This window comes from Alcaligenes parafaecalis (assembly GCF_026344135.1).
GTDB classification, from domain to species: Bacteria; Pseudomonadota; Gammaproteobacteria; order Burkholderiales; family Burkholderiaceae_B; genus Alcaligenes; species Alcaligenes parafaecalis.
Genome location: NZ_JAPKNA010000001.1, coordinates 61,368 through 75,882 on the forward strand (window position 1 = coordinate 61,368; position 14,515 = coordinate 75,882).

The 14,515-nt window shown below is 56.0% G+C and carries 16 protein-coding genes; 9 read left to right on the plus strand and 7 right to left on the minus strand.

Going from position 1 to position 14,515, the window contains the following annotated elements; genetic code table 11:
* Positions 1–10 precede the first annotated feature (10 nt).
* From OSH09_RS00275 to flgA, 7 genes are all read right to left on the minus strand, one after another.
* Positions 11–1,876: an IucA/IucC family protein gene (locus tag OSH09_RS00275; protein ID WP_266119768.1), complete on the minus strand. Its 1,866-nt coding sequence runs from the start codon at positions 1,874–1,876 to the stop codon at positions 11–13.
* A gap of 31 nt (positions 1,877–1,907) precedes the next feature.
* Positions 1,908–2,531: a GNAT family N-acetyltransferase gene (locus OSH09_RS00280; RefSeq protein ID WP_266119769.1), complete on the minus strand. Its 624-nt coding sequence runs from the start codon at positions 2,529–2,531 to the stop codon at positions 1,908–1,910.
* Positions 2,521–3,720, minus strand: coding sequence for an MFS transporter (locus tag OSH09_RS00285; protein WP_252606188.1), 1,200 nt, complete (start codon positions 3,718–3,720; stop codon positions 2,521–2,523). The genes OSH09_RS00280 and OSH09_RS00285 overlap by 11 nt, the downstream gene beginning before the upstream one ends.
* Complete coding sequence (locus OSH09_RS00290) at positions 3,717–5,057, minus strand: lysine N(6)-hydroxylase/L-ornithine N(5)-oxygenase family protein (protein WP_266119770.1); 1,341 nt, start codon at positions 5,055–5,057, stop codon at positions 3,717–3,719. Before OSH09_RS00290 ends, OSH09_RS00285 begins: the two co-directional genes overlap by 4 nt.
* 282 nt (positions 5,058–5,339) lie before the next feature.
* Positions 5,340–5,789, minus strand: a complete 450-nt coding sequence (gene flgN / locus OSH09_RS00295) for a flagellar export chaperone FlgN (RefSeq protein WP_266119771.1) — start codon at positions 5,787–5,789, stop codon at positions 5,340–5,342.
* Between the two features lie 15 nt (positions 5,790–5,804).
* A complete protein-coding gene (gene flgM, locus OSH09_RS00300) occupies positions 5,805–6,095 on the minus strand; it encodes a flagellar biosynthesis anti-sigma factor FlgM (protein ID WP_207873764.1) in 291 nt (96 codons plus the stop codon).
* Positions 6,096–6,179: 84 nt separating this feature from the next.
* Complete coding sequence (gene flgA / locus OSH09_RS00305) at positions 6,180–6,884, minus strand: flagellar basal body P-ring formation chaperone FlgA (RefSeq protein WP_207873765.1); 705 nt, start codon at positions 6,882–6,884, stop codon at positions 6,180–6,182.
* A 174-nt stretch (positions 6,885–7,058) separates the two neighbouring features.
* Here flgA and flgB point away from each other — a divergent pair, with 174 nt between their 5' ends.
* The 9 genes from flgB to flgJ are packed head-to-tail and all read left to right on the plus strand — an operon-like array spanning position 7,059 to position 14,465.
* Positions 7,059–7,475, plus strand: coding sequence for a flagellar basal body rod protein FlgB (flgB, locus tag OSH09_RS00310; RefSeq protein ID WP_207873766.1), 417 nt, complete (start codon positions 7,059–7,061; stop codon positions 7,473–7,475).
* 12 nt (positions 7,476–7,487) lie between these two features.
* Positions 7,488–7,892 carry a flagellar basal body rod protein FlgC gene (gene flgC / locus OSH09_RS00315; RefSeq protein WP_207873767.1) on the plus strand — a complete coding sequence of 135 codons (405 nt, stop codon included), beginning with the start codon at positions 7,488–7,490 and terminating at the stop codon, positions 7,890–7,892.
* A 22-nt stretch (positions 7,893–7,914) separates the two neighbouring features.
* Positions 7,915–8,607, plus strand: a complete 693-nt coding sequence (locus tag OSH09_RS00320) for a flagellar hook capping FlgD N-terminal domain-containing protein (RefSeq protein WP_207873768.1) — start codon at positions 7,915–7,917, stop codon at positions 8,605–8,607.
* Between the two features lie 54 nt (positions 8,608–8,661).
* Positions 8,662–10,050, plus strand: coding sequence for a flagellar hook protein FlgE (locus OSH09_RS00325; protein WP_266119772.1), 1,389 nt, complete (start codon positions 8,662–8,664; stop codon positions 10,048–10,050).
* Positions 10,051–10,058: 8 nt separating this feature from the next.
* The gene (gene flgF, locus OSH09_RS00330) at positions 10,059–10,808 is read left to right on the plus strand and encodes a flagellar basal-body rod protein FlgF (RefSeq protein WP_266119773.1); all 750 of its coding nucleotides are present in this window, start codon (positions 10,059–10,061) and stop codon (positions 10,806–10,808) included.
* 43 nt (positions 10,809–10,851) lie between these two features.
* Positions 10,852–11,637 carry a flagellar basal-body rod protein FlgG gene (gene flgG, locus OSH09_RS00335; RefSeq protein WP_207873771.1) on the plus strand — a complete coding sequence of 262 codons (786 nt, stop codon included), beginning with the start codon at positions 10,852–10,854 and terminating at the stop codon, positions 11,635–11,637.
* A gap of 19 nt (positions 11,638–11,656) precedes the next feature.
* Entirely contained in the window at positions 11,657–12,343 is a 687-nt protein-coding gene (locus tag OSH09_RS00340) for a flagellar basal body L-ring protein FlgH (protein WP_207873772.1), read from the plus strand.
* A gap of 26 nt (positions 12,344–12,369) precedes the next feature.
* Positions 12,370–13,500, plus strand: coding sequence for a flagellar basal body P-ring protein FlgI (locus tag OSH09_RS00345; RefSeq protein ID WP_243430233.1), 1,131 nt, complete (start codon positions 12,370–12,372; stop codon positions 13,498–13,500).
* The gene (gene flgJ, locus OSH09_RS00350; protein WP_207873773.1) at positions 13,500–14,465 is read left to right on the plus strand and encodes a flagellar assembly peptidoglycan hydrolase FlgJ; all 966 of its coding nucleotides are present in this window, start codon (positions 13,500–13,502) and stop codon (positions 14,463–14,465) included. Before OSH09_RS00345 ends, flgJ begins: the two co-directional genes overlap by 1 nt.
* Positions 14,466–14,515: the final 50 nt, after the last annotated feature.

Genomic DNA, 14,515 nt, shown 5'->3' on the forward strand with positions numbered 1-14,515 from the left:
GCTCCTGGGCTTAGCGTGGTATGTCGCTTGTTGCGAGGGAGGGCGGCGATTGGCTCAATGGCGCATACGGAGCGACCGGATTGTCCAGAGGCTCTGCCATGATCAGACTGCTGGCCGGATTGGCCAGATCTACCATCTGCAGGTTGTTTTTCAGTTGCAGGCGGTTCAGGCATGAGTGCAGAAAGGTAGGCGCAAAAAAGTTATATCGTTGGAAGCGCTCGTTGAGCTCGGGGTGGGCCTCCTGGTACTGGCTTATGGAAGCGGCGACGGTTCTCCAGAAGTCGTTTTCGGTGAGTTTGCCGCTTTCTTCCAGGATGTGGCTCATGTGCCGGAATACGCCATCAAAAACATCAATGAAGATGCCCAGAATCTTGTAGTCCTCGGGTACATCTACAGCCAGTCGCTCCAGCCCTGCAGGCATGGTGGCGTTCTTGTCCAGAATGGCCGACTCTTCGGCGATGTCCTTCATGAAGACCCGGGTGGGTACGTAGTCTTCCAGGACCAGGATGAGGTTTTCTCCATGTGGCATGAAAACCAGCAGATGGGCGTAGAAGCAATGCACCAGGGGGTGCAGGAAGGCTGCAAGATAGCGCTCCAGCCAGACGATGGGTTCCAGGCCGGAACGGCGTATCAGTTCGGGCAGCAAGGCCTGTCCTTCGGGGTCTATATGTAAAAGTGCGGCCATGGTCATCAAGCGCTCGCTCTCTGTATTGATATGGGGTGTGGGGCTTTCTCGCCACAGCACAGACAGCATTTTTTTATACGGGCTATCTGCCTCTAGCGCTGCTTCGTAATAGCGGTTGCGATAGCCTATCGATGCCACTTCACGCAGAATGCTGAAACCATAGTCGCGCAGCACGGGATCTTGCTGAATGAGGGTGTGCAAATAGGCATTGATACCGGGCGTTCCCGCCATGTAGTAGGGGGAAAGGCCACGCATGAATCCCATATTCAGCACGGAGAGCGATGTTTTCACATAGCACTTGTGAGGTGCCGACGCATTGAAGTAGGTGCGCACGGATTGTTGTGCAACGTACTGATCGCGACTTTCACCCAAGGGTACGATTTTGCGATTGGCAATATCTGCCGCGAACATGATGCTGAGCTTGCTATACCACTGCCAGGGGTGTGTCGGCATGAACAGGTAGTCCGAAGGTGAGAGGCCTTGCTGGCGCAGATCTGCCTGCCACGCGGAGACCTGCGCTTGTCCGACTTCCTCTTGCAGCAAAAGGTCATGGTCAAGGCCTGGAATGGCGGCGAAATGGGCGTTGTCAGTGTGTACCGCCAGCCAGACCAAGGCAAAACGGGAACCCGTTTCAGGTGCGTAGGCGTGGTAGTCGTAGGCGTCAAAGCCGAGACGGCCATTATTCGCGACAAAACCGGGGTGACCTTCGGTCATGCTCGACTCGAAGTCCTGGTAATCCGTATCTACAAGTTCGGCACTGCGCAGATAGTGGCGTGTGTGTTTGTAGGCGGCACCAAATAAAGTGCTGCTGATTTCGTCCAGATAGATAGGTAGCTTGTCGGCCGGAATACCCAGGGTCTGTTTGAAGTCGGTGATAAAGACTAGGGCGTCCAGCCGTTCCTCTGCCTGGCCATTCAGAAAGCGCTGAATGCTGTCAGGGTCAATGCGCCAATGACGCAGGGCCATGCGCCGGGCCCGGAAGCGATAGTGGCAGTTGGGGTGATCAGCGCTTAATTCGTAATAATGCCAGCCGGAGTCCTGCCCCTCTTGCAGGCGTAGGGGTTCAAACACTTGCTCGTGGGCGTACTCGGCAATGGCCTTTCGTACCAGGAGACGGTTTACTTTGCTCCAGACCTCAGGCGAAAGGTGGGTGGTGATAGCAGCGGGGGCATTGGGGGATGCAGCGGTCATAGTGAGAACCTTCCTTTCGCGTTGAGAGCGTTCAGATGATGCCTCGCCCCGCCGCAAGGGTCAGGGCTACGGGCAGGAGTGTGTCGCTGGTGTTGAGTGTGTCGGCAAAATTTTCGGGTGAGCAGAAGGCCAGGCGGGCGGTTTTGGTGGGCAGCAGAATGGTGCCCGCATCGACAAAGCCGACCAGGCTGTTGAGCCGGTGTACTTTGGCATTACGAATATCGGGTTCGACGACAACGCGCTGGGCGCCGAGTTCATCGAATAGAAAAGCCATGACACTACGCAGAATGTCGCGGGTGAAGTAGGGGACAGGAGTGTGGCAAGGCCCCACGAAAAAGTGCATGCCTATGTCTCCAGCCTGAACCGCATAGTGCAAGGACAGTGGGTCCTGTCGCGGGTCGTAGCACTCCATGACAAAGGCTGGACTATCCTGAAAAAAACCCATATAGGCCGTCAGGCCGTGTTGGCGCTGCTCGATATAAAAGGCGCACGTTTGCGCCTGACTGAGGCCCTGCATGTTCCAGTAAGAGGCGTAGTCCAATTGATACCAGGGTTGCAGGATGGCGATATCCTCATCCAGCTCCAGGGGGCTTAAGCTAAACGCCGGATTGAGTACGGGACGGTGTTGGGCGGGGACGAAGTATTCACGCAACATGGCAGGACGCTCCGTGGGGGGTGTGCCGTCGGTCTACGCCGAAGGTCCACTTGTCAATAAGGGCTGTCAGCAACATACCGAAGGCGGCAATCAGGAACGTCATTGGGATACCGATCCAGGCTACGATGTAGCCGGCTGCAAAGGACGACAGCAGCACACCCAGGTTCTGGAAAAAATTAGTGATGGCAAAGTCGCGGGCATAGGCCTCGGGTGTGCTGACTTTGAACAAAGTCACTTCCAGCTTCACGATCACTTGGTACATCGCCCATCCATAGAGAGTGCGGCCAAGAATGATCGCCCATGCTGAAGGCACGGCTTGAAGCGCCAAACCAACGGCTCCGATGCAAAGATTGAACAGCGTATGGTCAAGGTAGCGGGAGGGATGGCTGACCATGTGTTTAACAACGAGTGCCACCAGTGCAACAACTCCGGGGATGGCAAATATCAGGCCCGTCAGTGCCTGTTGATGGATACCGGTCACGGCTTCCCAATGCACGGTAAAAAAGGGTCTGACCAAGTAGGCGGCGAAATCAAAGAGCAGCATCAACAGGCTTAGCTTGAGTAGTGCACCCAGCACGTGCGGGCTGCGTTTGGCAGGCAACACGGGCTGGCTTTGAGAGTCGTGGCGCAGCACTTTGACAACTTTGCCGCTGCGTATCAGATAAAAGCACAGTGCCATCTGTGCAAAGTCACCGGCGGCCATCATCCAGATGCTGACGCTTGGCCCATACTGTTGCAGTACCCACCCCCCGACAGCCGCACCGAAAATGGCACCAATCTGAATGACGACTGACAGCATGCCGATGACTTTGGCGTGGTCTTTGTGCAGTTCCAGACGCATCAGGTAAGGGAACATCAACAAGTAGCTGGCTTTGCTCATGAACATCAACAGGCTCAGCAACCAGTAGGTTTGGACGGTGGGTGCCCAGGCGGAGGCCACGCACAAAAGTGCCGCAGCGCACTGGGTGTATAGCAAGAGATGCATGGTCTCTATACGCCGGGCCACGCGAGCCCAGACAGGCAACATGCACATGACAGCGATAGAGATTGCTGCGATATAGGCACCCACGTGGATGGCACTTGTCAGTCCATAACGTATCTGGAAGAACTGAGGGTAAAAGGCGATCAGGATGGAGTCGCTGATGACGCCAAAAGCCGACATGATCAGGATGGTTGTGCGCAAGCTCATATTTTTACGGGCCTTTGCGTAAGGGGCACAAAGCCGCTGTCCGCTGGGGGGCGAAAATCCTGAAAGGTGACGCGGGGCTCGGCAGGGTAGTGGTCGTGGTTGCACAGCTCCCGCAGCAGGCGGCTATTGCGATAGCAGGCCAGCCCAAGATCAGGATTGGTCAAGCCATGACTTTGCAGTCCGACATTTTGTACAAAGATTTCACAATTATTGTGATCGACGGCCCAACTGCGGGATGGCGCGTAGCGTCCCTCTGTATCCCAGCGGATGCGGTCGCGGATACCTTGGGTGAAGCAGGGGATGTGGTAGCGATAGCCGGTAGCCAAGACCAGGCCATCCGTGCTGTGGCGGTAGGTTTGTTGGAGCTGCGTGTGGAAGAAATCAAGTTGCCACTGTTTTGATTCAGCGACATATTCGCAGCGCTCCAGGGCCAAATTACTGAGTAGCCGGGTTGGCGGGGCTCTGCGGTGGGATCGTTCATCAAGCAAGGCAAAAATATCAGCGACCAGGGATTGGTTAATACCGTTGTAGATGCTGCGCTGGTCATCAAGAATGTCTGCTTTTATCTCGGGGGCGAGGTCGTAGAAGTAGTTCCCGTAATCCGGAGTGATGAGCTCCAGGGTAAGTTTGGCGTTTTCCATTTGGAAAAAGCGGGGGGCACGCGTGACCCAATTGAGTTCGTAGCGGTGATGTTCAGAGTCCCGTAGCAGATCCTGGTAGATTTCGGCGCCGCTTTGGCCACTACCGATAACGGTGATGCGACGGCAGTTTTGCAGGGTTTCTTTGTGATCAAGATAGGTGGAAGCGTGGATTGGTGATATCGAGTTCTGGGACTCGAAGCAGGAGGGTAGGGAAGGGGCACCGCCGATACCGATTACCAGTTTGCGTGCCCGCTCCAGAAAAGGTTCCTGGGTGGGGCCTCGTATACCGCTTACGTGATATAGGCCTTCACGTTTGTCGTAGTGAATCTCCTGTACTTCGTGGGAGAAACGCAGGTTTGGCAGTTGTTCTGCTGCCCATTTGCAGTAGCGATTGAATTCCTGACGCGTCAGATACCAGTTTTCCCGGATGTAGTAGGTATAAAGACGTCCCTGTTGCTTGCAGTAATTCAGGTAGCTGAAATGGCTGGTGGGGTCCGCCATGGAAACCAGATCAGCGAGAAAGGGATTTTGCAGTGTTGTCCCATCCAGCAACATGCCCTGATGCCAGCCGAATGCGTGTTTGCGTTCCAGAAAGAGGCCGTTGCAGTCCTTTAATGGCGCAGCCAGGCAAGCTAGTCCGAGGTTGCAAGGCCCGAGTCCAATGGCAATAAAGTCAAATGAGTCTACGCGTGTCACGGCCACTCCTCTTGGGTAGTGAGTGAGAAACTGCTTGTTTGTAAATGATAATACATATCATATGCATCTATATTATTTTTTTATTACACGGTGTTTGAATTGAAACGCTGCCCCGGATGAACAAAAAAAAGCGCCGACGGTTAGGTCGGCGCTTGAAATCAATGTATTTGTATTCTTTAACGATCGCGGAAAGAGAGCGTGTGGAGGGGGCGGGTTTGTGGACCTCTCCTCAGGGAAAATCTATTTTATTGCTCAGAAAACAGGTGAGCCTAATGGTCGTATTCAGGCCTTAACACTTAACGAAGAGTGTGCATTTTGTGTTTTCCCGGAGGCGTCATATACCATATTGCGTCCCGTGAAAGCTTCCAGTGCGTCCAGGTTTTGCTGGGTGTCTGTCAGAAAGGTATCAACCAGGATGCGGTTGTTGTCGCTGGAGTTACGGACCTTCTCGCTCAGTGCAATGAGCTGCTCCAGCTCTTCTTCCAGCTCGTCTTCTTCAACCGCGTAGCGCAGGCCTTGCAGATTGTCTTCCAGTTCGCGCTCTTGCAGGAGCTGGGCGCGGACTTGTTCCAATTGCTCGATACGCTCTACCAACTGATATTTGCGCAAAGTGATCTGAGCCAGTTCGGGCGGCTCAAAGGCGCGTAACAGCAGCGTGTTTTCTTCTAGCAGAAGCTGCTCAAAGTCGAGCAGGGTCTGGGTTTGATCGGCAAGACAGGTTTGCAAAGACATGGCCGTTTCAGGTGATTACTTGAGAAGATCGCGCACGGAGGCAATCAGGGAGTCGGCAATCCGACTGGTATCAATTTTGAGCTCGCCTGCTGCAATGGCCTCGCGCAAGGCCTCGACTTTTTTCATGTCGACATCGGCGCTGCTGTCTTGCAGCGAATTGAGCTGGCGTGCTGCAGCGCTGAAGTCCACTTCGCTGGTGCTGCTGCTGTTGTTGTACGCCTGGCGCGTACGAGAGGCTGTCGTGCTGCGCTCGGTGGCAGACGTTTCAGCAAGGGGCGTTTTGAGGGGGGAGGGGCTGATCTTCACGTGTTTCTCCGTGCGGCCTGTTCTTTGCGTTGATCTTGTAACGGCGCTCTGGACGCAAACTTTAGCATGCTCATCGGATTTAGTTTAGAGAATGACCTGAACCGTAGACGCATCCAGGACGGTGGCCGAAATCACTTGCCCTGAACTGGCCTTGATCTGAATCTGGGTGCCCGGGGCGCCGCTTTGCAGGGCCTGGCCCTCGCCAGTGGCAACAAAACCCATGCCACGCGCAATGGTGCGTACAGTTTGCCCGCGTGTGACTGACTGCGGATCGCGCAGGGCCGAGGCGCGTACGGCGTTGCCCAAGGGGATGCGCTGGCTGGCGACATACCCAATGATCTGGTTGGGATCAATGACCACGCCATTGGCCAAGCCCAGCAAATCTCCCTCGCGCTCAATCAGATCGTCCTGATTAATGGTCTCGCCCGGATTGATACGCCGGTTGGTGACGTAGTACTGCCCCTGAATTGAAAGCGTCGCACTAATAGAGGTGCTCCAGCTTTGCGGGCTCAGGCAGCGCACGCCAATACTCATGCGTGAGCGCAGGCGCTGGCCGCTGGGCAGAAAAATCTGGTTCTGGGTGCAGGCGGGCATGGCGCTCAGGCGCGAGCTATCCAGGGTGATCGTGGCGATGCCGGGATACATCTGCGCCTGCTTGAGCAAATAGTCCTGTGCCTGATCCTGCATGGCTTGCACGCTTAAGGGCTGGACCGTCTCTTGAGCGCGCACCGGCGCTGTTGCACCCAGGGTGAACAGGCATACGCAGATCAGGAGTCTATATAAGGTCATGGCTGAATTTTACGGACTCAGCCGCCAGGTCAAGAGCTGAACTGGCCGATAAATAGCGTTTTGTTCCCGGGTTTGTGATGGGGTGCCTCTGGCTACCATTCTGTTATGGCGGTGAAAAGGCGTGCGCGCGTTCACTGGATCTCAAACTTGAACACAGAATATTGGCTTGACTCCATGATTGATCGCATCGGTGAGCACCTGAAGTTTTACCAGACGGCCCTGGCTGTGCGCCAGGAGCGCCAGGAGGTGTTGGCCTCCAATATTGCCAATGCCGACACGCCTAATTACAAGGCTCGGGATATGGATTTTACGGCCACATTAAAGGCCGCTTTAGGGGGGCAGGGCCAGATGGCATTGCCCAATACCAGCTTGTCCCTGACCTCGGCTCGCCATATTCCTGCCCAGGCAGCCCGTCTGCCCAGTACTGACGAGTTGCTGTATCGCGTCCCTGTGCAACCTTCCCTTGATGGCAATACGGTCGAAATGGATGTGGAGCGCATGCAATTTGCCGATAACACCTTGCACTATCAAAGCACGATCAACCTGGCTTCCCAGCGTTTGAAAGGCTTGATGGCTGCCCTGCAACAGTAATAGCGAGTCCTCATGTCCAGTTTCAGTATTTTTCAGATTGCCGGTTCTGCCATGACGGCGCAATCTCAGCGCTTGAACGTGTCGGCCAGCAACCTGGCTAACGCCGATAGCGTGGTCGGGCCGGATGGCCAGCCTTACAAGGCTCGCCAGGTGGTGTTTCAGATGACCCCCCAGGGCAATAGCCCCATTGGTGGCGTGCAAGTGGTGGGTGTGCAGGAAAGCGATGCCCCCGGCCGCCTGCAATACGACCCCAGCAACCCGTACGCCGACGCGCAAGGCTACGTAACTTTGCCCAACGTGGATGTAGTGGCCGAGACCGTGAATATGCTGGCCGCATCGCGTTCGTATCAGGCCAATGTGGAAGTGGTGAACACCTCCAAGAATCTGATGTTGCGCACCTTGACCATTGGTCAGTAAGCCGGATTACGGAAGATAAAGCATGAGCACAGTGAATAACGATCGCACGGCCCTGGACCCTACCGCAGGGGCGATGGCCGGGGTGGATGCCCGCAACAAAAGCGCCATGGCAGAAACGGAAGACCGCTTTCTGACCATGTTGATTACGCAGTTGCGCAATCAGGATCCTTTGAACCCCATGGATAACGCCCAGGTCACGACCCAAATGGCGCAGATGTCCACGGTAGCCGGGATTCAGCAATTGAATACCACCTTGATGGCTGTGGCCGGGCAGATGGATGTCAGCCAGTCCATGCAGGCCGCCAATCTGATTGGCAAAGAAGTCCTGGTGCCGGGCGAGAAAGTCGCACTGGGTACGAACCAGGAAGGTGAGAAAGTCGCGATGCCTTTTGGTATTGATCTGGTGAGCGGTACGACATCAACCAAGATCTTTATCAAGGATAGCAGCGGCAAGGTGGTGCGCGAGTTTGATGAAGGCCCGATGAAAGCCGGAGTCTATTCCAAAGAGTGGGATGGCCTGGATAACGATGGTTCACCGCTGGCCGATGGTGCGTACACCGTCAGTGTGCTGGCCAGTAACGATGGCACTGCCGTCACAGCCAGCCCATTGACGCATGGCAAGGTCGATAGCGTGGCTTACACCTCCAGCGGTTTGATGCTGGATCTTGGCCTGGCGGGTTCGTTCTCCCTGCTGGATATACGCAAAATCATGTAAGCGCCGCTTGCCCCATAAGCGGGCTGGGCCAACACGACATTAAAAGGAAAGTTCATGAGCTTCGGACAAGGATTGAGTGGCTTGAACGCCGCCTCCCAAAACCTGGATTCTATCGGCAATAACATCGCCAACTCGGGAACCGTGGGCTACAAGGCCTCGACGGTGCAGTTTGCGGACGTCTACGCCAACTCGCGCGTGGGTCTGGGTGTGCAGGTATCGCGTGTCAGCCAGCGTTTCTCGGTCGGTAACGTCAGCAACTCGGGCAATATGTTCGACATGGCGATTGACGGCGAAAAAGGCCTGTTCCGTCTGGAGCAAAGCAATGGCGCGGTGCTGTTCTCGCGTAATGGCCAGTTCTATCCGGACAAGGCCGGTTACCTGATCAATGCACAAGGGCATTACCTGACGGGTTACGGCGTGGGCGGTAGCCAATTGCAGCGCCTGCAAGTGCCGTCGGCCAACGTGCCTCCCAAGGCAACCACGGCTCTGGATTTCAAGCCCAACTTGCCTGCGGATGCCGCGGTGATTCCTACTTCCAAGACGCAGCAAAAAACAGATGCCAATGGCGATCTGGTTTTCAAGCCCAAGCTGGATGCCAGCGGCAATCCTGAAATGACGCCCAAGCTGGACGCCAATGGCGACCCTGTTCTGGACGGCAGCGGCAATCCTGTCATGGAGCCCGTGATGGAGCCCGATATGGAAACCGTCGCGATCAATACTTTTAATCCCGCAGACAACACCACCTATAGCAACTCGATGAGCTATTCGGTGTACGACTCGCTGGGTAATAGCCACGAGATCTCCCAGTACTTCGTCAAGCGCCCTGCCAATGCGGCGGGCGAAAGTGTGTGGGAGGTGTACTACATGGAAGGCAGCAAGCCTTTGTCGCCTGCTAGCGCCACTATGACCTTTAATGGCTCAGGCGTGATGACCAGCCCCAATCCCGCTACCGTCAATCTGACCTTGGCGAATCCGGGTGGTACTGCTTCGCCTGCAGATGATCTGGTGTTTGACGTACGCTACACCGGCACCACGCAGTTCGGTGGCGAGTTTGCCAAGGGCAAGCCTTACCAGGACGGTTACGCCACGGGTGAGTACGCCAGCATGAGCATCGACAAGGACGGCACCATGGTCGCCGCCTACACCAACGGTGTTACTCAGCGTTTGGGTTCTTTGGTCCTGGCGGACTTCAGCAACTTGCAAGGTCTGCGTCCCGTGGGCGGTAATGCCTGGACTGAAACTGGTGAATCGGGTCAGCCTATTCTGGGTCGTCCTGGCGAAAACGGTCTGGCCTCGATCAAAGGGCAGGCGGTGGAAGATTCCAACGTGGACATGGGGCAGGAACTGGTCAATATGATTATTGCCCAGCGTACCTACCAGGCTAATGCCCAGACCATCAAGACGCAGGATCAGGTTCTGCAAACCCTAGTCAACCTGCGTTAAGAGCTGTCATGGATCGCCTGATTTATACCGCCATGAATGGCGCCCAGCGCACGCTGGAACAGCAAGACGTCATTACCAACAACTTGGCCAACGTCAACACATCCGGTTTTCGCCAGCAGTTGGCGTATTACCGGTCCGTGCCGGTGACCAGTGATGTGAGTTCGCAAACTCGTGTGGCCACTGCCACCGTGACACCGGGCAGCCGTTTTCAGCCCGGCGCCATGGCCGAAACCGGCAATGCGCTGGATGTGGCCATTGCGGGCGATGGCTGGTTTGCCGTGCGTGCGCTTGATGGGCAGGAAGCCTATACGCGGGCAGGCGATCTGGTCGTGAACGCCCAGAACCAGTTGGTGACACAGGCCGGTTTGCCCGTGCTCAGCACCGATGGGCAAGCCATTGAAATCCCGGATCGCGGCACGGTCACTTTCTCCAGCGATGGTCAACTGACCGCGCTGGGCGCCGGTGACAATCCGCGCGATATCCAGGTCATGGGCCAGTTGAAGATGGTCAATCCTCCCGCTGCCGATTTGCTGCGCGGTCAGGATGGTTTGTTCCGCTTGAGTAATGGGGGTGTGGCCCAGCCAGACCCTTCGGTGAGCATGGTCTCGGGCTTTATTGAGAAAAGCAATGTGAACCCGGCTGAAGCGATGGTGGCCATGATTGCCAACTCCCGTCGCTTTGAAACCCAGATGAAGATCATCCAGGATGCCGGTGCACGCGAAGATCGGGCCAACTCTCTCCTTTCATTTAACGGCTAAGCCGCGCTGATTGCGCGTGTTTTAGTTCAAGGATTACACACACATGATTCGCTCTCTGTGGATTGCCAAGACTGGTCTGGAAGCTCAGCAGACCAATATGGACGTTATCTCCAATAACTTGGCCAACGTGAATACCGTTGGTTTCAAACGGACCCGTGCGTTGTTTGAAGACCTGATGTATCAAACCCTGCGTCAGCCTGGTGCTCAGGTTGGTGCGGCCAACCAGTTGCCTACCGGCTTGCAGATCGGTACCGGTGTGCGCACCGTGGCAACCGAGCGTATCCATACCCAGGGTGATATGAAGCACACGGGCCACAATATGGATATCGCTATTCAAGGCAGCGGATTCCTGCAAGTGGAAATGCCTGACGGCACCTTTGCCTACACTCGTGATGGCAGCTTGCAGCGCGACCAGAATGGTCAGTTGACCACGGCAGGCGGCTACCCCATTCAGCCTCCTATCAACATTCCGGACAATGCGCTGGAACTGACCATTGCCCCGGATGGAACCGTGTCGGTGACGCAACCCGGCGCAGCCGGCGCCAGCGTGGAAGTGGGCCAGTTGCAACTGAGCACCTTCGTGAATCCGGCCGGTTTGCAAAGCAAGGGCGAGAACTTGTACATCGAAACCGATGCATCTGGTGCCGCCAACTTCCTGCAGCCAGGTATGGATGGCGCGGGTCTGGTCATGCACAAGTACAACGAAACGTCCAACGTGAACGTGGCTGAAGAACTGGTCAATATGATCAGCACCCAGCGCGCATACGAAATCAACAGCAAGGCCGTTTCAACAGTCGACCAGATGTTGGCTCGCCTGACACAGATGTAAATCTAAAGAGATCGTGACAATGTTCCAAGCTCTGATGAGCCGTCTTGCGCTGTGTGCGGTCGTGGCCCTGTCCGGTTGTGCGCTGGTGCCCCCTGAAGATGTGGTGACTGGCCCCTTGACGGCGGCCCCGCCACCCGCCATTCCCGCTGCGGTCGTGGCCAATGGCTCCATCTACCAACCCTCGGCCTATGGTAGCTATCCGCTGTTTGAAGACAGACGGCCCCGTAATGTGGGCGACATTGTCACCATCATGATCCAGGAGCGTACCAACGCCGCCAAAAACGTCTCGACCAATACGGATCGGACGGGCAGCGGTGGTCTGGACTTTACTGGCGTCCCGGCCTTCCTGCCTAACGAAGTGGGCAGCAAGCAGAACTTTGAAGTCTCGGGCTCGAACAAGGCTCAGGGCAAGGGTTCCAGCCGTGCTGACAATACCTTTAGTGGCACTTTGACCACCACCGTGGTCGGCGTGTTGCCCAACGGGAATTTGCAGGTGGCCGGTGAAAAGCAAATCGCCATTAACCGGGGTAGCGAGCATATCCGCTTTTCCGGCGTGGTGGACCCGCGTTCCATTACAGGCAGCAATACCGTGTCCTCCACCCAAGTGGCGGATGCCCGTATCGAGTTTCGTAGCAAAGGGGTTATGGACGAAGTCCAGACCATGGGCTGGCTACAGCGTTTCTTCCTGAATATTTCCCCGTTCTGAGCCTTTTGCTTGTTATGGCCTTCTCCATGCGTCGTACTCGTTTTTTCTCTTATCGCCCTGTGTTGCAAGCAGCCTTGCTGGCGGCCGGTCTGTTGCTGGCATCAGCCAGCCAGGCTGAGCGCATCAAGGATCTGGCATCCATTCAGGGCGTGCGTGACAACCCGTTGATCGGTTACGGCCTGGTCGTCGGGCTGGATGGCAGTGGCGACCAGGTGCGTCAGGCACCATTCACCCAGCAAAGTTTGACCAATATGCTGTCCCAGTTAGGGGTGACGATTCCCCAGGGCAGCAATATGCAGCTCAAGAACGTGGCTGCCGTCATGGTGACGGCGCGTCTGCCTGCCTTTGCCCGTCCCGGTCAATCCGTGGATGTGGTGGTGTCCTCCATGGGGAATGCCAAAAGCCTGCGCGGTGGAACCTTGTTGATGACGCCGCTGAAAGGGGCGAACGGCCAGGTCTACGCCATTGCCCAAGGCAACTTGCTGGTAGGTGGGGCAGGGGCTGAGGCCGGTGGTTCCAGTGTGCAAGTCAATCAGTTGAATGGCGGCACGATTCCCAGCGGCGCGACCGTCGAGCAGAGCGTGCCAACCACGTATGCACGAGATGGCGTGATCAATCTGGAGATGAATTCCTCAGACTTTGGTTCTGCCCAGAACGTCGTCGCGGCTCTGAACAAGCAGTTTGGTCCTTCTACCGCGACGGCTCTGGATGGCCGTCTGATTCAGGTGCGCGGTCCCTTGGACCCGCAGGCCCAGACCGCCTTTATTTCTCATGTTGAAAACCTGCAAGTGAACTTGCCGCCAGCACGGGCTCGTGTGGTGATCAATGCACGTACTGGCTCGGTGGTCATGAACCGCACGGTGACGATTGATGAGGCCGCGATTGCTTACGGCAATCTGTCCGTGGTCATCAGTCGCCAGCCGCAGGTCAGCCAGCCAGACACACCGTTTGGTGGTGGTCAGACCGTGGTGGCCGATAGCACGCAGATTGAAATGCGCAGTGACAGTGGTTCGCTGCAACGCGTGAAAACCAGTGCCAATCTGGCCGATGTGGTGCGCGCGCTCAATGCCTTGGGTGCAACCCCTCAAGACTTGCTGTCCATTTTGCAAAACCTGAAAAGCGCGGGCGCTTTGCGGGCTGATTTGGAGATCATCTAATGACGGTGCAGTACTTCCCACGTCCGGGCGCCAGTGCGCAGGTGTCGATTTTTGACCCTCAGCAACTGGCCCAGTTACGTCGGCAAGCCGGGCAGGACAGCCAGAATCAAAGCACGCAGTTGCAAGTGGCTCGTCAGTTCGAGTCCCTGTTTATTCAGAATATTTTGAAGCAGGCACGGGCTGCAAATCCTGAAGGCGGCATGTTCGATACGCAGTCTGTGCGTATGGCGCAAAGCCTGGGTGATGAGCAGTTGGCCATGCAGTTGTCCGACCCCGGTATCGGCTTGGCCAAGGCCTTGCAAGCTCAGATGAGTGGACAGGGTAGCGAGCCTTTTGGTGTCGCATCCCATGACCCGGAAGCCGCCCGTTCACGTCGTCCTGATCTGCGTTCGCGCATGCCGAATGACCGCTCCATTGATGCTGCTTCGATTGCCGAATTGATCGACAAGCTCAGCAACAACAATACGGTTCAACGCGTGTATTCCTCGATTCAGGGTGCGCCTAACCATATCCGCCAGTTTGTGGATCGCATGAATACGGCGGCCAAAGTGGCGGCGCAAGACAGTGGTGTCCCTGCCAAGCTGATTTTGAGCCAGGCCGCGCTGGAGTCGGGCTGGGGCAAGCGTGAAATCATGCATGCCGACGGCTCTACCAGCCACAACCTGTTCGGGATCAAGGCCTCGCCATCCTGGAAGGGCAAAACGGTAGACGTGATGACTACCGAGTATCAGAACGGGGTGGCGCGCAAGATGACGCAAACCTTCCGCGCCTATGACTCCTATGCCGAGTCCTTTGCCGATTATGCAAACCTGATTGGTAATAACAAACGCTATGAAAGCGTAAAACAAGCGAGCTCGCCCCAGGAGGCGGCACAGCGTATTCAGGATGCGGGTTATGCCACCGACCCTTCCTACGCGAAAAAACTGATCTCCATCATGGCCTACTTTGATGGCGGCAAGTCTTAATTATTAATGCAGGTCTAAATATTGCACCAGGGTGGTCGTTAAAAAGCAGC